Raw genomic sequence first — 18,510 nt, 5'->3', positions numbered from 1 at the left:
ACTTGATGGCAAACAATCCGATGAAAATCGGGAGGAGGTCCCCATGTACGAATATGCCATAGCCTGGGACTGGGCCATGTTTGCGGTCCGCTGGCTGCACGTCATCACAGCCATCGCGTGGATCGGCTCGTCGTTTTATTTCGTGGCACTTGATCTGGGCCTGAAGAAGCACCCCGACCTGCCGCCGGGCGCCCATGGCGAGGAATGGCAGGTGCACGGGGGTGGTTTCTACCACATCCAGAAATACCTCGTGGCGCCGGCCAAGATGCCCGAGCATCTGGTGTGGTTCAAATGGGAAAGCTACGTGACCTGGCTCTCCGGCTTCGGCATGCTCTGTCTCGTCTACTATGCAGGCGCCGACCTCTACCTCATCGATCCGAGCGTGCTCGACGTTTCCAAGCCGGTGGCCATTGCCATCTCGCTCGGTTCGCTCGCCGTCGGCTGGATCCTGTACGACCTCATCTGCAAGTCGCCGTTCGGCAACGACAACACGCGCCTGATGGTGGCGCTGTATTTCATCCTCGTCGTCGTCGCCTGGGGGTATACGCAGCTGTTCACCGGTCGTGCCGCCTTCCTGCATCTCGGCGCCTTCACGGCCACGATCATGTCGGCGAACGTGTTCTTCATCATCATGCCCAACCAGCGCATCGTCGTCGCCGACCTCATCGCCGGCCGCACGCCCGACCCGAAATACGGCAAGATCGCCAAGCAGCGCTCGACGCACAACAACTACCTGACGCTGCCCGTGCTGTTCCTGATGCTGTCGAACCACTATCCGCTGGCGTTCGGCACGGAGTTCAACTGGATCATCGCCTCGCTGGTCTTCCTGATGGGCGTCACCATCCGCCACTATTTCAACACGACGCACGCCAATGCCGGCAACCCGACCTGGACCTGGCTGGCCACGGCCCTGCTCTTCGTCATCATCATGTGGCTCTCGACGGTGCCGAAGGTGCTGACGGGCGAAACTGCCGATGCCAAGGTCTCGGCCGCGCAGCAGCCCTTCGTGACGGCCGAGGCCTTTCCGCAGGTGCGCGACACGGTGCTCGGCCGCTGCGCCATGTGCCACGCCAAGGAGCCGGGCTGGGAAGGCATCGTCACGCCGCCAAAGGGCGTGACGCTCGAAACGGATGCCGAGATCGCCAAACATGCCCGCGAAATCTATCTGCAGGCCGGCCGCTCGCATGCCATGCCGCCTGCCAACGTCACCCAGATATCGGATGAAGAACGCAAGCTCTTCGTCGCCTGGTACGAAACCGCAGTGAACGGGGAGAAGACCCAATGACCGAACGCCTGATCCGCGGACGGGTGCTGACTTTCGTCGCCGAGCCCAAAGGCATCGACGACACGGCCGCCTGGCGCTACTTCGAGGACGGTGCCGTTCTCGTGCGTGGCGGCAAGGTGGTGGACACAGGCGACTATGCTGACATCAGCAAACTCGCCGGCGCGGATGTCGAGGTAGCCGATCATCGGCCTCACCTCGTTCTGCCGGGCCTTATCGATACGCATTTGCACTTTCCGCAGACCCAGGCGATCGCCTCCTACGGTGCCCAGCTTCTCGAATGGCTGAACACCTATATCTTCGTTGAGGAGCAAAAATTCGCTGAGGCCGCCCATGCGGCTGCCGTGGCGGACCGTTTCATGGACGAGCTCCTGTCGAACGGCACCACCACCGCCGTGGCCTATTGCTCGGTGCATGCCGAAAGCGTCGACGCCTATTTCACGGCGGCCGAAGCGCGCGGCATGCGCATGATCGGCGGCAAGGTGATGATGGACCGCAACGCGCCGGATGCGCTGCGCGACACGCCGCAGCAGGGCTATGACGAGACCAAGGCGCTGATTGCGAAATGGCATGGCCGCGGCCGGGCGCTCTACGCGATCAGCCCGCGTTTCGCCATCACCTCCACGCCGGAGCAGATGGAAATGAGCCAGACCCTCGTTGCCGAGCACCCGGAATGCTATGTCCAGACGCATCTGTCGGAAAATCGCGACGAGATCGCCTTCGCCACTTCGCTTTATCCGGCCGCGAAGGACTATACGGATATCTATGCCCGCTACGGCCTGCTCAATGAGCGCATGCTGCTCGGTCACTGCATCTATCTGAGCGATCGGGAGATTTCGGCTCTTGCGGAAAGCGGCGCCGTCGGCGTGTTCTGTCCGACATCGAACCTGTTCTTGGGGTCGGGCCTGTTCGACCGCGACCGGTTCGACAGGCTCGGCGCGCGCTGGTCGGTCGCCACCGATGTCGGCGGCGGCACGAGTTTCTCCATGCTGGAGACGATGGACGAGGCCTACAAGGTGCTGCACCTCCAGGGCCAGCGCCTGACGCCGTTCGCCTCGTTCTATCGCATGACGCTCGGCAATGCCCGGGCTCTGGGGCTGGAAAAGCAGATCGGCTCGCTGCATGCCGGGGCGGATGCGGATATCGTCGTGCTGGATTCCAGCGGCAAGTCGGCGATGGAATACCGCATGCGCACGGCGCGGTCGCTCGCCGAGGAACTCTTCATCCTCCAGACGATGGGCGATGACCGCTGCGTGGCGGAGGTCTATGTCGCCGGCAAGCCGATGAAGGCCAAGGGCAAGCGCGCAACGGCGGCAAGCCGCTTTCTCGAAAACGCCTGATCCTTCAAACGTCGAAGATTGTTTGCGCCGCTGTGTCCTTGGGATGCGGCGGCGTTTTGTGTCGGCTCAGCGGACCAGCCGCCCGCCCATCGCTTTCGTCAAACCTTCCGCCGCCGCCCGGATGACCGGGCCGAACGCTTCGATCTTGCTGTCGGGCAGACGTACGGCCGGGCCGGAGACGGAAATGCCGGCGACCGCCTCGCCATATTCGTCAAAGATCGGTGCGGCCACGCAGCGCATGCCGAGCGTGTGTTCCTCATCATCGATCGACCAGCCGCGGGCGCGGATTTTCGCGATATCCGCAAGCAGCGTCGGGATCGTGTCGCGCGTCTTGTCGGTGAAATGCGCCAGCGTGCGGCCGGTCAGCAGCGTTTCGATGCGCGCGTCCGGCCAGGTCGAGAGGATCGCCTTGCCGATGCCCGAGGCATGGATCGGCCCGCGCCGGCCGGGGCGGAAGAAGGCGCGCATCGGCGCATGGCTCTCCACCTGCGAGATGAAGACCACGTCGCCGTCGTCCTCGATGGCGATATTGGCGGTCTCGCCGCAGCCTTCCATCAATTGTTTTAGGAAGGGGCGACTGATCGTGCCGAGCTTGCGGAAGCGCAGATAGGCGGTGCCGATCTCGAAGGCCTTGACGCCGATGGTCCAGGCGCCCGTCTCGCCGTCATGGGTCACCATGCCGTGCTGGGCAAGCGAGGTGAGCAGCCGATGCACCGTGGACGGCGCCATGCCGGACTGATCGGCAAGGTCGGTAAGGGCAGCGCCATCGGCCTGCGCCACGAGATCCAGCAGTTTCAGGCTCCTGTCCAGCACCTGTACGGAGGACGGTGCGGCATCGGCCGCCGGTTTGCGGCCGGGCCGCCCGCGCGTCTTTTCCTGATGCTCCGCCATGTCTTTCTCCCTCGCCGATGCATCATTCCATATCCGGCCTGAGGCGATTGTTCCAGATTCGTTGAAAATGTTTATTTCCATCTGATGAGATTGATTTCCATTTTATGATTGCGCGCCGAACGGAATCCGCTACCTTCGCTTCCAAGAGACGGAGGAAATTCCCATGGCAAAAATGCGTGCTGTCGATGCAGCGGTTCTGGTTCTGGAGAAGGAAGGCATCGATTGCGCCTTCGGCGTTCCGGGCGCTGCGATCAACCCCTTCTATTCGGCGCTGAAGGCGCGCGGCTCGGTCCGCCACGTTCTGGCCCGCCATGTCGAAGGCGCAAGCCACATGGCCGAAGGCTATACCCGTGCCCGCGCCGGCAATATCGGCCTGTGCATCGGCACATCAGGCCCCGCCGGCACCGATATGATCACCGGCCTCTATTCGGCCCAGGCCGACTCGATCCCGATCCTCTGCGTCACCGGCCAAGCACCGCGTGCCCGCCTCGACAAGGAAGATTTCCAGGCGGTCGATATCGCCAAGATTGCCGCGCCGGTCACCAAATGGGCTGTCACCGTCATGGAACCGGGCCTCGTTCCCTATGTCTTCCAGAAGGCGTTCCACACCATGCGGTCGGGCCGTCCCGGCCCTGTCCTGGTCGACCTGCCCATCGACGTCCAGCTCGCCGAGATCGAATTCGACATCGACGCCTACGAGCCGCTCGAGCCCTACAAGCCGGCTGCGACGCGCGCCCAGGCCGAAAAGGCGCTTGCGATGCTCAATGAGGCCGAGCGTCCGCTGATCGTCGCCGGCGGTGGCATCATCAATGCGAACGCTTCCGACCTGCTGGTCGAGCTTGCCGAGATCACCGGCGTCCCCGTCATCCCGACCCTAATGGGCTGGGGCACGATCCCGGATGACCACCCGCTGATGGCCGGCATGTGCGGCCTGCAGACCTCGCACCGCTATGGCAACGCGACGCTGCTCGCTTCGGACTTCGTCTTCGGCATCGGCAACCGCTGGGCCAACCGCCACACCGGCAACATCCCGACCTACACGGAAGGCCGCAAGTTCGTCCACGTCGATATCGAGCCGACCCAGATCGGCCGTGTCTTCACGCCGGACCTCGGTATTGTTTCGGATGCGGGCGCTGCTTTGCAGGTCTTCGTTGAAGTTGCGACCGAATGGAAGGCTGCCGGCAAGCTGCGCGACTGGTCCAAGTGGGCCGGCGAGTGCCAGGACCGCAAGCGCACCATGCTGCGCAAGACGCATTTCGACCAGATGCCGCTGAAGCCGCAGCGCGTCTATGAAGAGATGAACAAGGCCTTCGACCGCGACACCTGCTACGTCTCGACCATCGGTCTTTCCCAGATCGCCGGAGCACAGTTCCTGCATGTCTACAAGCCGCGCAACTGGATCAACTGCGGCCAGGCCGGCCCGCTCGGCTGGACGCTGCCGGCAGCGCTTGGTGTTCGTGCCGCCGATCCGGACCGCAAGATCGTCGCGCTCTCGGGCGACTACGACTTCCAGTTCATGATCGAGGAACTGGCCGTCGGCGCCCAGCACAAGCTGCCCTATCTGCATGTCGTCGTGAACAACTCGTATCTCGGCCTCATCCGCCAGGCCCAGCGCGGCTTCAACATGGACTTCGAGGTCTCGCTCGCCTTCGACAACATCAATGCGACGGGCGATTCGGAAGCCGGCTACGGCGTCGACCATGTCGCGGTTGCCGAAGGTCTCGGCTGCAAGGCGATCCGGGTGCGCAGCGCCAACGAGTTCCAGGAGGCCTTCAACACGGCTGAGAAGCTGATGAAGGAACACCAGGTCCCCGTCGTCATCGAGTTCATCCTCGAGCGCGTCACCAACATCGCCATGGGCGCCGACATCAACGCTGTCGTCGAGTTCGAGGAACTGGCAGAACGCGGCGAAGATGCGCCCACCGCCACACTGGCCGCACTGCTGGATTGATTTTAGGGAGAAGAAAATGCCGAAATTTGCGGCCAACCTGACCATGCTCTTCAACGAGGCGCCCTTCATGGAGCGCTTCGCCCTCGCCGCCAAGGCGGGTTTCGAAGGGGTCGAATATCTCTTCCCCTACGACTTCGACAAGGACGCGATCCGTGCTGCTCTCGACCTGCATGGCCTGACGCAGGTGCTGCACAACCTGCCGGCCGGCAACTGGTCGAGCGGCGAACGCGGCATCGCGGTCCTACCGGATCGTGTCGACGAGTTCCGCCGCGGCGTGGCCTCGGCCATCGACTATGCGACGGCACTCGGCTGCAAGCAGGTCAATTGCCTCTCGGGCATCGCCCCGGTGGGTGTCTCGCACGAGGTGCTGCGATCGACTTTCGTCGCCAACCTGAAGCTGGCAGCGAATGAGCTCGGCAAACACGGCATCAAGCTCTTGATCGAGCCGATCAACCGCTTCGACATTCCCGGCTTCTATCTCAACACCCCGGATCAGGCCGCCTCGATCATCGCGGAGGTTGGTTCCGACAACCTCTACATCCAGTACGACCTCTACCACCAGCAGCGCACCGAGGGAGAACTGATCGGCACGTTCAAGAAGCACCAGGCGCAGATCGCCCATGTGCAGCTTGCCGACAATCCGGGCCGCAACGAGCCGGGCACTGGCGAGATCGCCTATCCCTTCGTGTTCAAGGCGCTCGATGCGCTCGGCTACGGCGGCTGGATCGGCTGCGAATACAAGCCGCGCGCCACCACCGAGGAAGGCCTCGGCTGGCTGGCTGAAGTCGGTCGCTAAACCAACAAGAATTCAGATTGGGAGTAAACATCATGGCAAATATCGGTTTCATCGGCCTCGGCATCATGGGTACCCCCATGGCGCGTCACCTGCAGAATGCCGGCCACACGGTCATCACCTCGAAGTTCTTCATCCCGCCGCACAAGGATCTGGTCGATAACGGCCTGCAGATCGTCGACAGCCCGAAGGCGCTGGCCGAGACCGTCGACACGATCATCCTCATGCTGCCCGACACCCCGGAAGTGCAGGACGTCCTGTTCGGTGAAAATGGCGTCGCGCTGGGCCTGAAGGCCGGCAAGCTCGTCATTGACATGAGCTCGATCTCGCCGATCGCCACCAAGGAATTCGCCAAGAAGGTCCGCGAGACCGGTGCCGAATATGTCGATGGTCCGGTTTCGGGCGGCGAAGTCGGCGCCAAGAACGCCTCGCTGTCGATCATGGCCGGCGGCTCGCAGGAAAGTTTCGACCGGGCGCTGCCGCTCTTCCAGCTGATGGGCAAGAACATCACGCTCGTCGGCGATTGCGGCGACGGCCAGGTGACCAAGGTCGCCAACCAGATCATCGTCGCCTTGACCATCGAAGCGGTTGCCGAAGCCCTCGTCTTCGCCTCGAAGGCCGGTGCCGATCCAGCGCGCGTCCGGGAAGCGCTGATGGGCGGCTTTGCCTCCTCGCGCATTCTCGAAGTGCATGGCGACCGCATGGTCAAGCGCACCTTCGATCCTGGCTTCCGCATCTCGCTGCACCAGAAGGACCTCAACCTGGCCCTCCAGGGCGCCAAGGCGCTGGGCGTTTCGCTGCCCAACACCGCCTCGACGCAGGAACTCTTCAACCAGTGCGCCGCGCACGGCGATGCCGGCCTCGATCACTCAGGTCTCGTCACGGCGCTGGAGCGCATGGCGAACCACGCCGTCGCTTGACGACGGCCTGACCGGGCGGGGAGGGGAGCCCCGCCCGGTCATCCCTTCTGGAGGAGACATGACCCCTCATCCCGCCTCGCCTTCTCTCATCCGGGAAACGGCGTGGCTTGCGGATGAGGGGTTATGTTTTATAAGACCTGCGCACCGCAGACTTGGAGGAACCCGATGCCCGCTATCGTAGACCCGCGCGCCTTTCTCGAAACCCTGTTTTCCGTCGCGGTCGCCGCTGCCGACCCGGAGAAGGTGCTTGCCGCCAATCTGCCGGAAAAGCCCAAGGGGCGCACGGTGGTGATCGGCGCCGGCAAGGGTGCGGCACAGATGGCCCGCGCCTTCGAGCGCCTGTGGGATGCGCCGCTGACCGGCGTGATCGTCACGCGCTATGGTTATGCCGTCCCGTGCGAACGTATCGAAGTCCTCGAAGCCGCCCACCCGGTGCCCGATGACAGCGGCCTTCTCGCCTCCGGCCGCCTGATGGCTGCCGTGCGAGACCTGACCGAGGACGATCTCGTCGTCGCGCTGGTCTGCGGAGGAGGATCCGCTCTCCTGCCGGCCCCGGCCGGCGACCTGACGCTGGCCGATGAAATAGCCGTCAACAAGGCACTTCTGGCCTCCGGCGCACCGATCAGCGCCATGAACGCCGTGCGCAAGCAGGTCTCGCGCATCAAGGGCGGTCGGCTTGCGGCCCTCGCCCATCCGGCCCGCGTCGTCTCGCTCGTCGTCTCCGATATTCCCGGCGACAATCCGGCGCTCGTCGCCTCCGGCCCGACCATCGCTGACGCCACCACGCGCGCCGATGCGCTGCGTCTCATCGAACGCTACCGCCTCGATCTGCCTGAGGCCGTCATGCGCCATATCCAGGGCGGCAAGGATGAGCCGCCGCTGCCGACGGACGCCTGTTTTGCCCGCAACGAGGTGAAGCTCGTCGCGTCCGCCGCCGTGTCCTTGGAGGCTGCGGCCGACGCCGCCCGCAAGGCCGGCGTCGAAGCCGTCATCCTGTCCGACGCCATCGAGGGCGAGGCCTCCGAAGTCGGCCGCGTGCATGCCGCCATCGCCGCCGAAGTGGTGCGTCGCGACCGGCCGTTCACGAAGCCTGTGGTCATTCTCTCGGGGGGCGAGACCACCGTGACGATCAAGGGGAAGGGCAAGGGCGGCCGCAATGGCGAATTCCTGCTCTCCTTCGCCTGCGCCACCGATGGTCTGGAAGGCCTCTATGCGCTTGCCGCCGATACGGACGGTATCGACGGTTCGGAGGACAATGCCGGCGCCTTCGCCGACGGCACCACCGTCGCCCGCCTCGCCGACAAGGGCAAGGATGCTGCCGAGTACCTCGCGCGCAATGACAGCTGGTCCGTCTTCGACGCTTTGGGCGATCTTTTCGTGCCAGGGCCAACGGGCACGAATGTTAATGACTTCAGGGCGATCCTCATTCAGTAGCCCAAACGAAAACAGCCCCGGTTTCCGGGGCTGTTTTGTTATAGGCGATCGTTATCCTCCGCACTGACGTCATCCTCGGCCTTGAGCCGAGGATCCACGCCCCACCCGCAGCGGGTGGGATGCTCGGGTCGAGCCCGAGCATAACGGAGGAAAGGGCGCGTGCCTTAGGCAGCCGGCTGCTTGGTCTTGCGCAGGTAGGGCAGAACCGTATCGAACGAGCCGAAGCGCGCGATGGCGTCCTCGTTGGAGACGGCGGCGGTGATGATGACGTCGTCGCCCTGCTGCCAGTTGGCCGGGGTCGCGACTTGGTGCTTGCTGGTCAGCTGAATCGAATCGATGGCGCGCAGGATTTCCGCGAAATTGCGGCCCGTCGTCATCGGGTAGGTGAGGATCAGCTTGATCTTCTTGTCGGGGCCGATGACGAAGACCGAGCGGACCGTCGCGTTGTCGGCAGGCGTGCGGCCCTCGGAGCTATCGCCGGCGGCGGCCGGCAGCATGTCGTAGAGCTTGGCGACGGCGAGGTCCTTGTCGCCGATCAGCGGATAATCGACGTCGAAGCCGGTGGCGGTGCGGATGTCGGCCTTCCACTTGGTGTGGCTGTCGACCGGATCGACGGAGATGCCGATGATCTTGACGCCGCGCTTGCGGAATTCGCCCTCGATGCCGGCCATGGCGCCGAGCTCGGTGGTGCAGACCGGGGTGAAGTTCTTCGGGTGCGAGAAGAGCACGGCCCAGCCATTGCCGATCCACTCATGGAAATTGATCGTGCCGGCGGTGGTTTCGGCGGTGAAATCAGGAGCGATGTCGTTGATGCGAAGGCTCATGGGTCGTCCTCTCTGTCGTGCGGGATCGCAGGCAGAGCCCGCGAAAAGTGTATCCGGGCGGTTAGATAGACCGAAAATCTCCGATTGCCTATAGCGGCCGGGTGCAGACGGACGAGGGGCGGCGAGCGCATCTTTGCGCCGTTTTCGCCCCTGGAAAGAAGGCTTTCGGCGAGACCAGCGCCGCACGCCAAACCGTTCCGCCAAGCCGCTTGCGAATGGAAAGGTGATTTTATTTCGCGGAAAGCGTGAAGCAGGCCCTATTCGCCGATTTCGGCACGCCCGCTCGTCAGATCGACGATCAGCCGCAGCGTTTCTTCCGCCCGCTCCGAGGGAATGCGGAAGAACAGGCGCGCGCCGCTATCATGGAAAACCTCGTCATCGATCATCAAGCCGGGCAGCGCCGCAAGCCGCGCCTTGACCAGCGACAGATCGGAAAAGCCGAGCGAGACGGAAAGTGCTGCGCGTTCGACATATTCGGTCTTCGCCGCCGCCCGCAGGCAAAGTGCTGCCGTGCCGCCATAGGCGCGCATCAGTCCGCCGCTGCCGAGAAGAATGCCGCCGAACCAGCGCGTGACGACCACCAGCGTGCGGTCGAGCGTCTGGCCGTCGATCGCCTGCAGGATCGGTTTGCCCGCCGTGCCGCTCGGCTCGCCGTCGTCGCTGAAACGGTAAGCTTGTCCGATGCGCCAGGCCCAGCAATTGTGGTTTGCCGAGAGATCGGAAACCTCCGCCAGCCGCGCCTTCGCCTCCGCCTCGTTCTCGACCGGGCAGGCGATCGCCAGGAACCGGCTCTTGCGGATCTCCTGCTCGAAATGCTCGGTCTGGTCCAGTGTGTACAAGGGGTGGCATCCGTTGGTCTGTATCGCCTCCTAGCCGCGCGGACGTCCTCCAGCAAGTGCAGAATAGAGCACAAATTCTATAGACTATTGACAGTCGCCACGATTCCGCCATGATGTTTGCCGGGACGTTAAGGAAACGGAGTAGCGCATGATGTATCTCGGCGGCGTGACGCTTGGTTATTTCAACCTCTATCCGGTCGGCTTCCAGCCGAAGGACGAACAGGTGCGTGAGGACACTACGGCCGGTGCCGTCAGCGAAGAACGTCTGCCGCTTGAAGGCAGCCGCCTCTCGTCCGCTCGTCGCCCCGTGCAGTGGCCGCTGCATGTCTTCTTCTGAGGGTTGATGGCGCGACCACAGGAAATGACGGGTGATTTCCTGTGGTCAGGGTTTTTCCGGTTTGGCCGGAACGGCACGCATCTGTCGGTTTTTTTGGGGCCATTCATCCTGCATTAAGGTTTTGTAGACAAATTGCGTGAGACGGGCGGGAGACCGCACCGTCGCCGCCACCATCGATCGTTTGCAAGGCCTGCTCATGTTTCCGGACGATCCGGTTTTTCTCCTGTCGATGGTTGTCGCAACGCTCGGTCGCTCCAGCGAGCTTGAGCTGCTTTTCGCTTCGCTCGCCGCCTTCGGCCGGCGCGATTTCGAAGTCATCCTCGTCGATCAGAACAGGGACGACCGTCTCGTGCCCGTCGTCGCGGCCTGGGCCGACCGCCTGCATATCCGGCATCTGAGAACCGATCGCCCCGGCGTCTGCCGCGCCCGCAATCTGGGTGCCGCCGAGGCGCGGGGCACATGGCTCCTCTTCCCGGATGACGATTGCTGGTACCCTGCCGATCTCCTGAAACGCTTCGATGCGGTTTCCGCCGCCGCTCCGGTCGATTTCTATTGCGGCCGCGCCGTCAATGCCCAGGGCGAGACGATCATGGGGCGCTTCTCGTCCATGCCTCAGCCCATCGAGCGGGAAAACGTCTGGACGACGCTGATCGAATGGATGCTGTTCGTCCGCCGCGAGGCTTTTGCGAAAGCCGGCGGCTTCGACGCCCGCATTGGCCCGGGTTCCGGCACGCCATGGGGCGCCTACGAGGTGCAGGATCTGGCCTTGAACCTGCTCTCGGGCGGTGCGAAGGGTCGCTACGACCCCGATCTTACCGGCCATCATCCCGATGACCGGCTGCTTGCCGAAACCCCTGACGGCGCGCGTAAAATGCGTGTCTACGGCGCGGGACTTGGCTACGTCATGCGCAAGCATGGCTATCGTTTTCTCGATTACCTGCCCCATCTCCTGCGCCCGGTCGCCGGCATGGCGGTCTATACGCTGACCGGCCGGCCCGCCCTTGCCCGCCGTTCGCGGGAAATCCTCGCCGGCCGCTGGTCCGGCTGGCGCGCGGCCCCCGGTGGAACGACGATATCTTAAGGGTTTCGCCATAGGGTTCCCCCGTGAAGAACCGTAGGATTGTTACGGTTGATGCGGCGGATGGAACGACCGATGAGCAAGGGCATCATGTCCAATTCGATCATGAACGCGGCGGCGGGCATGCTGCTGCTGGTGACGGGTTTTGCCTGCTCGATCCTTGTCGCGCGCCTGCTCGGACCGGAGGCGAACGGCACCGTCGCCTTCGCGCTCTGGATCGGCGCCACGGGTGCGCTGGTCGCCGAACTCGGCACGGGCGTGCTGCTGCTGCGCCTCCTGCCGCAATTGAAGGCCCGCGGCGTTGACGAAGCGGGCCGGCGCGGCTTCGCGGCCTATCTCGCGCTGCCGGTCATCGCATCGACCCTCATTCTCGTTGCGCTCTATTTCGGCCTGTCGTTCAAGACGGAACTGCTCTACGGCACGGATGTCACGACGGGCATCGTCGTGCTCACCGCCACCCTGCTGCTCATCCAGTCGATCGGCTCGTTTTCCAAGAACTTTCTGATCGGCGAGCAGCGCGTCGGCACCTTCTTCCGCATCACGGCGCTCTCCTCCCTCCTCCAGATGACCTTCGTCATCGCCGGCGCCGTTCTATACGGCATTGAAGGCGCGCTGTTCGGCTATATCACCGGCCAGTGCGTGCAGTTTCTCTTCACGCTCGGCCTGTTCGGCGTGCGCCGCGACAGCGCGGGCTATCGCCGTCGCTACCTGCTCGCCACTTCCGCGGTTATCTTCGTCGAATATGTCGTCAGCGCCATCTTTCTCAACCGGCCGGAACTGTTTTTCCTGCAGCATTTCCGATCGCTCGGCGAGGTCGGCTTCTATGCGGTGGCGCTGTCGCTTGCCAACCTGGCGTTGCAGCTTCCGGTACAGCTGACCGGGAGCCTGCTGCCCTACTATGCCGAGCGGCGCGAGGCCTCCGGCGATATGGCGCATGCGGCGATATTCGATGGCGTGGTGCGTAGCTTCGCCTATATCACCTTCCCGCTGTGCTTCGGCCTTGCCGCGATCGCCCATCCGCTGGTCACGGCCGTCTATGGGGCACCCTTCGCCGAGGCTGGATTGATCGTGGCGATCCTGGCGGCAGGCTCGCCCGCTTATGTTCTCGGCCAGCTCATCACCCAGTATCTCTATTCCATGGACCGGGTGAAGATTCGCCTCGTCGCCAGCGGTATCGGTGCGACGCTGATGGTCATCGGCTGCCTGCTCGTCGTGCCCGCCTGGGGCGGGACAGGAGCGGCGGCGGTGCGCGGCGTGGTCTTCGCCGTCATGGCCGTGCTGCTTCTGACCGGCGTCGGCCGTGGCGCCATGTCCGCGCGTCTGCCGCTCGTTCTGGTCAAGGTGGCGGTTGCCGGTGCCGGCTGCGGCCTTGCTGCCTGGCCTGTCGCGGAGGAGATCGGCGGCTTTGTCGGCGTCGGGGCCGGGATCGTTGCCGGCGCCACCGCCTATGCGGTGCTGCTGCGCCTGCTGCGCGCCGTGCCGCCGGAAGACGGGGCGGTGATTGACGGCATGCTGAAATCGCTGCCAATGAAGCCCGGCCGCATCGCGCGCCGGCTGCTGGCCTTCGTTGTGCCGCTGCCGTCCGCCCAGCCGGCCGGGGAATGAGGGTGGCATGCACCGGGACGATGGCAAGAGCGAAGCAATGTCAGAGAACGCAGCCGTGCCCGCCTGGCATCCGGGCGAGGCGGCATGTCCCGTCGTTTTCGCAGAAACCGTCGGTCTCTATACGCCGCCGGCGGCTGGAAGCCTGCCGTCAGATGCCGCCGTGCTGTTCCTCAGCCCCTGGGGCTTCGAAGAAATGTGCACGCGAAAACTCTGGCGTCTTCTCGCCGAACGGGCCGCGGTACAAGGTCTTGCCAGCCTGCGCTTCGACTATCCCGGCACCGGCGATGCACTCGATCCGGCAGCCGCGCCCGATCTCGAAACCTGGGATCTGGCTGCCGCCGAAGCGGCACGCACCCTTCGCCGCCTCTCCGGCGCCCGCCGGCTGGTGCTGATCGGCCACGGCCTCGGAGCCACGTTCGCCACCCGGCTCGGCATGACGCTCGGCGCAGACGCGGCCGTGTTGATGGCCCCCGTCGTCAGCGGCCGATTCTATCTGCGCGAGCTCTCGGCCTGGTCGAAGATGGTCGACGAGGGACTGGGATTGCGGCCGGAGCAGCGCATTGCCGGCGGCATTGCCATTGCCGGTCTGGTCCTGCCGGAAAAGATCGCGGAAAGCGTACGCGGCCTCAATGTGGAGCGGCTGGAAGCGCTGCCTTTTGCGAAGACCCTGGTGGTCGAGCGGCCAGGGCGGGACAAGGATGCGGCCCTTGCCGCCCATCTTGCCAGCCTCGGTGCAGAGGTGGCCCGCCTCGACTATGCCGGTTATGACGATCTTGTTTCAAACCCCACGCTGGCGCGTCAGCCGCTGGCGGTGATCGACGGCGTCGCGGAGTGGCTTGCGCGGTTCGCGCGTGAGGAAGCAGCCGCCGGCGCGACCGAGCCGTTGCCTTGCCCGGCCCTTCTGCAAGGGGACGGTTTTGTCGAGGAGCCGCTGCGCTTCGCCGAAAACGGCCGCCTTGCCGGTACGCTCTGCACGCCCGCTGGCCCGCGCCGTGGCGCCACCGTCCTCCTCTTCGGTACGGCGTATGACCGGCAGGCCGGCTGGGCAAGGGGCGTGACGGAAACGGCGCGTCATCTTGCCCGAAACGGCATCGCCTCGCTGCGTTTCGACGCGGCGAATGTCGGCGACAGCCCGCCGGCGCCCGCCGCGCCCGAGCAGGTACAGTACAGCGATACGCAGCTTGCCGATGCGCGTGCGGCGCTCGACCTTCTGTCTGCACGCGGTTTCGGGCCGGTCATTGCTGCCGGCCGGTGCAGCGGGGCCTATCTCGCCTTCCGTGCCGCCGTTGCCGACAGCCGCATTGCCGGTGTCGTCCCAGTCAATGTCTATACGTTCCGCTGGGATCCGGACATGTCGGTCGACGAGGCGCTCAGGGCCAATCCGCGCTCGCTCGGCGACTACCGTCAACGCCTCTTCGACCCGGCAACCTTCCGTCGCCTTTTCGCCGGGGATATCAATCTCGGCCGGGCGCTGTCCAATGTAGGCCTGCAGATCCTTCGCCGGCTTGTCGCGCTGGCGCCCGGTCTTTTCGGTCGCTTCACCCGCGCCGGCCGGCTGAGCCTGGCGGCGCATGGCGATTTCCACGATCTTGCGGCCCGCAAGGTTCCCGTCCTGTTGATCTACAGTGAAGGCGACGTCGGGCTGGAGCGTTTAAAACTCGATTTCGGCCGCCGGGGCCTCTCGCACCACGGCAATGTCACGATCGCGACGATCGCCGATGCCGATCACAACCTGTCGCCGCCGCAGGCGCAGGCTGCCTATCGCGCGCTGCTGCTCGATACGGCCCTGAAGGCCGGCTGACCTCAGAAGGAAATGACGGTTTCCGCGCCGATGCCGCGGACGGTGCCCTGCGGCTTTGCCGCGGTGTCTGTACCGACGCGCGGTGAGAGCCGGATAGACTTGATCCTGCCCGGCGCCAGATGAAACCAGCTGTCCCCGGCCAGAAAGCCCTCCGCCTCGATGGCGACGGACTGGACGAAGCGGTCCGTCGACAGATCGAGCACCCAGTTCTCGGCATCTTGCCGCAGCTCTGCCGAAAGCATGGCGGGCGACATTGCCTTCGCCCGGCCGCGCGGAAAATGAAAGGCCTCGGCCACCGTCCGCCCCTCGCCATCCACCAGCCGGCCGACCGTGATGTCATGGGCCGGCGGGCCGAAGCGGAACGCGTAGGTCGTGTCGAAGAAGGCGCCAAAGAGATCGGTCGCCGGCAGCGTCGTGGATGAATGCGGGGCGAGCGCCATCTCGCGCTTGCCGGAAACGACGGTCTGTCGGCCGTGGCGCAGGCAGGCGAGTTCCAGCGTCAGTTGATGTTTGCGGGCGCTGTCGTTGCGCACATGTACATCGAGGCCGTTCGTGCCCTCGTCGGACAGCGTGACCTGCACGGGACGGAAGGCGCGGCGCAGCGCATGCCAGGCGGATTTCGGCAGGCCCGTCGCATCGACGATGCCCCAGCCCGCGCCGGGCAGCAGGTCCTGATATGTCCAGACCAGCGCGCCGTTGCAGGTCGATCGTTCGCGCCGCCATTCGGCAAAGGTCGCTTCCATCACCTCGGCGACGGCCGCGCGGGAGAGATCAAGATAGCGCGAAGGGTCTTCGCGGCGCAGGCGGGCCGGGTCTTCTTCATAGAGCAGGCCGAGATAGTGGTCGCGCACATCCTCGAAATCCCAGGAGGCGCCGCGGTCGCGTGGCACGCGGGCTTTCCAGCGCGGATCGTGCACCGCCGGCACGGGCAGATGCGCATCGAGCGTTTCCTGCTCCGGCACATTGGCGAAGGCGAGGCTTTCGGCGGCAAAGCGCACTTCCGCGCGGCGCGCATCGTCCAGCGCCCGGCAATAGGCGCCGACGCCATAATAGTGCGTAACGCCGGTATTGGGCGAAAAGGGCATGGCGCCGCCACTGGGTGAATTTTCGACATAGGGCACGTCGGGTCGGTGCGCCGCAACGAGCGCCGGCAGGATGTCTAGCGTCAGCGGCCCGGCCCAAGCCGTCTCCGGCAGGCCGAGCATCGCCGCCTGCTGGTCGATCTCGCTGCCGCCGCAGAGTACAGCGAGTGACGGCGAAGCGGCGGTGGCGTCGAGGAACTGCGAAACTTCCGTCTGCACATTCGCGACGAAAGCCGGGTCGTTCGCCGGGTAATCAAAATTGGCGAACTGGAAATCGTGCCAGACGAGGATGCCGAGTTCGTCGCAGAGCGCGAAGAACTCCGGCGTCTCATAGGCCATGGTGCCGCCGATGCGCAGCATGTTCATGTTGGCGTCGGCGGCGAGCCTCAGCAGCGGTTCGTAGCGCTCGCGCGTGCCCGGCAAGTCGACGATATCGGCATTGGTCCAGACCGCGCCGCGGCAGAAGATCTTTGTGCCGTTGACGACAAGCGCGAAGTCGCGGCCGTCGGAACCACGGTCGATCTCGATGCGGCGGAAGCCGGTGCGGCCGAGGTTTTGCCTGACGCCATCCACCACGAGGGAAATGTCGTGCAGGACGGGTCCACCATGGGTGTGCGGCCACCAGGCTTCGACGCCAGGAATGGTGAGGCTGGCGCTGAAGCTGCGGTCGCTGTTCGGGATCGCTTCGACGGCAACGCCGGCGCATTCAACGACCGGCGCTCTCGCACTGTCGAGCGTGAAGCCGATCTCCAGCTGGCCCTTGCCGTTTTCGTGCAGGCGCGCGGAGAGGCGGATATCGCTTGCCATGGCCGGCGTCGGCCGCGTCAGGCGCACCGGTCGCCACGGACCAGTGGCATGGACCTCCGGGCACCAGCCAGGCATGCGGCCGAGCAGCGTGGTGCGCACGAGGCGCAGGCCCTGCGGCGTGATCATCTGCGGGCGCCAGCGGGCACGGGCGGCGCGTTTTTCCAGATGCGGTTTCAGCGCACGAAAGCAGAGAAAGAGCCGATCGTTGCCGGTCAGCGTGACCGGAAGCGCGTGGCGCACGAACATGCTGTCGGAGGCGAGCACAAGCGCGCCGTTCCACCAGATTTCGGTGATCGTCGCGAGGCCTTCGAAATGCAGCATGGCCTCGCCCGGCGCCTCGCCCGCGAGGTCGAGCACGTACCAGGCGTCGAGATGGTCGAGCGGTTCGGGCGCGGTGCGGTCGAAGCGGCCGGCGCGTTCCAGCGCACCGGCGACAGTGCCGGGCACGGGGGCATCGAGGAGATCGGAAAGGCTTTCCAGCGCGGCCGGGTCGGCGGCGGCATTGGCCGCGGTCAGCGCCATGCGCCAGCCGGTGGAAAGCGCCTTTCCGGTCTCGGACATTTCGTCTTCCTCAGTCGATGCGGGTGGCCAGATCAGCCATCAGTGTATCCCACGCTTCGATCGCCGGATCGAGTGCTGTCGCCAGCGGATCGAACTTCCGGCGCGTCACGGCGCGGGCGAGCTGGAACTGCACCGACTTCGCCGTCTCCGAGATTTTGCGCGCGGTGTCTCCGCCATCAAGACCGAGCCAGTCGAGATGGCTGCCGGCCAGCTCGAAATTGGCGCCGAGCTGGCGCAGCGTGTTGAAGGCATATTTGTGGAAGAAGCCGAAGGGACGCTCCGCCACCGCCTCGACCTGCTTCGGAAACACCTTCGCGAAGGCCGCAACCGGGTTTTCCGTCGGGCGCCGGCCGAAATGGAAGGCGAGCAGGCGCTTGGCTCCGCGGCGCAGATGCGCTTCGTCGGGCCGCTGTTCCGGGAACTTGGCGAATTCCGTATAGGGCAGGAAGGGCAGAGCGTCCGGGCCGTTGTTCAGCTGGAGCAGGCCATCGAAATCCTCGCCTTCCAGCCGGAAGAAGCCGGCATTGTGGAAGTAGTCGAGCTGCTTGTTTTCGAGATCCAGCCGGTTGATGGCGACCGTCGTCTTGCCGTGCTCCTGCCGGTAGGCCACACCGCGGGTATCAGGCATGTAGAAGCTATCCATCTCGACGAGGCAGAGGCGGCCGCGGGCGATCTGCGTCGCGACGTGGCTTTCCACTTTATCGAAGATGGCGAGTTCCGTCGTGCGGATGCCGTAGAGCGCTTCGAGGTCTTCCAGCGGCACCTTGAAGAAGGTGAACTGGTCGCCTTCGAAATCCTGGGTCAGCGAAAAGCCGAGCATCGCCTCGGGATGGGTGCCGAACGCGTTCAGCACCTCGATCCAGAGATCGACGTAGCAGTTCGTCTCCGGCCACATGCGCTCCGCGTCGTGCAGGGCATGCGGCCGGTAGGTCTCGGGATTGGCCCCGGCGAAGACGGCAGCCATG

Annotated in this window: 15 protein-coding genes; 10 read left to right on the top strand and 5 right to left on the bottom strand. The window is 64.8% G+C overall.

Annotated features, from left to right (window positions below; genetic code table 11):
- Positions 1-43 precede the first annotated feature (43 nt).
- Positions 44-1,285: a urate hydroxylase PuuD gene (locus tag MUU55_RS14830; RefSeq protein ID WP_244761496.1), complete on the top strand. Its 1,242-nt coding sequence runs from the start codon at positions 44-46 to the stop codon at positions 1,283-1,285.
- The gene (gene guaD, locus MUU55_RS14825; protein ID WP_244761495.1) at positions 1,282-2,622 is read left to right on the top strand and encodes a guanine deaminase; all 1,341 of its coding nucleotides are present in this window, start codon (positions 1,282-1,284) and stop codon (positions 2,620-2,622) included. The genes MUU55_RS14830 and guaD overlap by 4 nt, the downstream gene beginning before the upstream one ends.
- 66 nt (positions 2,623-2,688) lie before the next feature.
- On the opposite strand, the gene bhcR is transcribed toward guaD, so the two are convergent.
- Positions 2,689-3,513, bottom strand: coding sequence for an HTH-type transcriptional regulator BhcR (bhcR, locus tag MUU55_RS14820; protein ID WP_244761494.1), 825 nt, complete (start codon positions 3,511-3,513; stop codon positions 2,689-2,691).
- 163 nt (positions 3,514-3,676) lie between these two features.
- On the opposite strand from bhcR, the gene gcl reads away from it, so the two are divergent.
- The 4 genes from gcl (at position 3,677) to MUU55_RS14800 (ending at position 8,611) form a co-directional block, all read left to right on the top strand.
- Positions 3,677-5,464 (top strand): glyoxylate carboligase, encoded by a 1,788-nt coding sequence (gene gcl / locus MUU55_RS14815; protein WP_244761493.1) that lies wholly within the window; start codon positions 3,677-3,679, stop codon positions 5,462-5,464.
- 16 nt (positions 5,465-5,480) lie between these two features.
- Positions 5,481-6,260 (top strand): hydroxypyruvate isomerase, encoded by a 780-nt coding sequence (hyi, locus tag MUU55_RS14810; RefSeq protein ID WP_244761492.1) that lies wholly within the window; start codon positions 5,481-5,483, stop codon positions 6,258-6,260.
- A gap of 32 nt (positions 6,261-6,292) precedes the next feature.
- Positions 6,293-7,177 (top strand): 2-hydroxy-3-oxopropionate reductase, encoded by an 885-nt coding sequence (locus MUU55_RS14805; RefSeq protein WP_117367240.1) that lies wholly within the window; start codon positions 6,293-6,295, stop codon positions 7,175-7,177.
- A 165-nt stretch (positions 7,178-7,342) separates the two neighbouring features.
- Entirely contained in the window at positions 7,343-8,611 is a 1,269-nt protein-coding gene (locus MUU55_RS14800; RefSeq protein WP_244761491.1) for a glycerate kinase type-2 family protein, read from the top strand.
- Positions 8,612-8,775: 164 nt separating this feature from the next.
- Here MUU55_RS14800 and MUU55_RS14795 read toward each other — a convergent pair whose 3' ends face one another.
- Complete coding sequence (locus tag MUU55_RS14795) at positions 8,776-9,435, bottom strand: peroxiredoxin (protein ID WP_244761490.1); 660 nt, start codon at positions 9,433-9,435, stop codon at positions 8,776-8,778.
- A 257-nt stretch (positions 9,436-9,692) separates the two neighbouring features.
- On the bottom strand, positions 9,693-10,274 hold the full coding sequence (locus tag MUU55_RS14790; protein ID WP_244761489.1) for an IMPACT family protein: 582 nt from the start codon (positions 10,272-10,274) through the stop codon (positions 9,693-9,695).
- Positions 10,275-10,422: 148 nt separating this feature from the next.
- Here MUU55_RS14790 and MUU55_RS14785 point away from each other — a divergent pair, with 148 nt between their 5' ends.
- From MUU55_RS14785 to MUU55_RS14770, 4 genes are all read left to right on the top strand, one after another.
- Positions 10,423-10,611: a hypothetical protein gene (locus MUU55_RS14785; protein ID WP_244761488.1), complete on the top strand. Its 189-nt coding sequence runs from the start codon at positions 10,423-10,425 to the stop codon at positions 10,609-10,611.
- Positions 10,612-10,747: 136 nt separating this feature from the next.
- Positions 10,748-11,692, top strand: coding sequence for a glycosyltransferase family 2 protein (locus MUU55_RS14780; protein WP_244761487.1), 945 nt, complete (start codon positions 10,748-10,750; stop codon positions 11,690-11,692).
- A 72-nt stretch (positions 11,693-11,764) separates the two neighbouring features.
- Complete coding sequence (locus MUU55_RS14775; protein ID WP_244761486.1) at positions 11,765-13,294, top strand: lipopolysaccharide biosynthesis protein; 1,530 nt, start codon at positions 11,765-11,767, stop codon at positions 13,292-13,294.
- Positions 13,295-13,331: 37 nt separating this feature from the next.
- On the top strand, positions 13,332-15,095 hold the full coding sequence (locus MUU55_RS14770) for an alpha/beta hydrolase (RefSeq protein ID WP_244761485.1): 1,764 nt from the start codon (positions 13,332-13,334) through the stop codon (positions 15,093-15,095).
- 2 nt (positions 15,096-15,097) lie between these two features.
- On the opposite strand, the gene MUU55_RS14765 is transcribed toward MUU55_RS14770, so the two are convergent.
- Complete coding sequence (locus tag MUU55_RS14765; protein WP_244761484.1) at positions 15,098-17,545, bottom strand: glycoside hydrolase family 2 protein; 2,448 nt, start codon at positions 17,543-17,545, stop codon at positions 15,098-15,100.
- Positions 17,546-17,555: 10 nt separating this feature from the next.
- Positions 17,556-18,509 (bottom strand): DUF1839 family protein, encoded by a 954-nt coding sequence (locus MUU55_RS14760; RefSeq protein ID WP_244761483.1) that lies wholly within the window; start codon positions 18,507-18,509, stop codon positions 17,556-17,558.
- Between the last annotated feature and the right edge of the window lies 1 nt (position 18,510).

Source organism: Shinella curvata (assembly GCF_022899935.1).
GTDB lineage: Bacteria > Pseudomonadota > Alphaproteobacteria > Rhizobiales > Rhizobiaceae > Shinella > Shinella curvata.
This window is presented reverse-complemented; position numbering and strand designations above follow the sequence as displayed.

Coding starts and splice junctions, on each gene's coding strand:
- MUU55_RS14765 (WP_244761484.1), bottom strand. CDS start 17,545: ATGTCCGAGACCGGAAAGGCGCTTTCCACCGGCTGGCGCATGGCGCTG.
- hyi (WP_244761492.1), top strand. CDS start 5,481: ATGCCGAAATTTGCGGCCAACCTGACCATGCTCTTCAACGAGGCGCCC.
- gcl (WP_244761493.1), top strand. CDS start 3,677: ATGGCAAAAATGCGTGCTGTCGATGCAGCGGTTCTGGTTCTGGAGAAG.
- MUU55_RS14800 (WP_244761491.1), top strand. CDS start 7,343: ATGCCCGCTATCGTAGACCCGCGCGCCTTTCTCGAAACCCTGTTTTCC.
- MUU55_RS14795 (WP_244761490.1), bottom strand. CDS start 9,435: ATGAGCCTTCGCATCAACGACATCGCTCCTGATTTCACCGCCGAAACC.
- MUU55_RS14775 (WP_244761486.1), top strand. CDS start 11,765: ATGAGCAAGGGCATCATGTCCAATTCGATCATGAACGCGGCGGCGGGC.
- bhcR (WP_244761494.1), bottom strand. CDS start 3,513: ATGGCGGAGCATCAGGAAAAGACGCGCGGGCGGCCCGGCCGCAAACCG.
- MUU55_RS14760 (WP_244761483.1), bottom strand. CDS start 18,509: ATGGCTGCCGTCTTCGCCGGGGCCAATCCCGAGACCTACCGGCCGCAT.
- MUU55_RS14770 (WP_244761485.1), top strand. CDS start 13,332: ATGTCAGAGAACGCAGCCGTGCCCGCCTGGCATCCGGGCGAGGCGGCA.
- MUU55_RS14830 (WP_244761496.1), top strand. CDS start 44: ATGTACGAATATGCCATAGCCTGGGACTGGGCCATGTTTGCGGTCCGC.
- guaD (WP_244761495.1), top strand. CDS start 1,282: ATGACCGAACGCCTGATCCGCGGACGGGTGCTGACTTTCGTCGCCGAG.
- MUU55_RS14805 (WP_117367240.1), top strand. CDS start 6,293: ATGGCAAATATCGGTTTCATCGGCCTCGGCATCATGGGTACCCCCATG.
- MUU55_RS14785 (WP_244761488.1), top strand. CDS start 10,423: ATGATGTATCTCGGCGGCGTGACGCTTGGTTATTTCAACCTCTATCCG.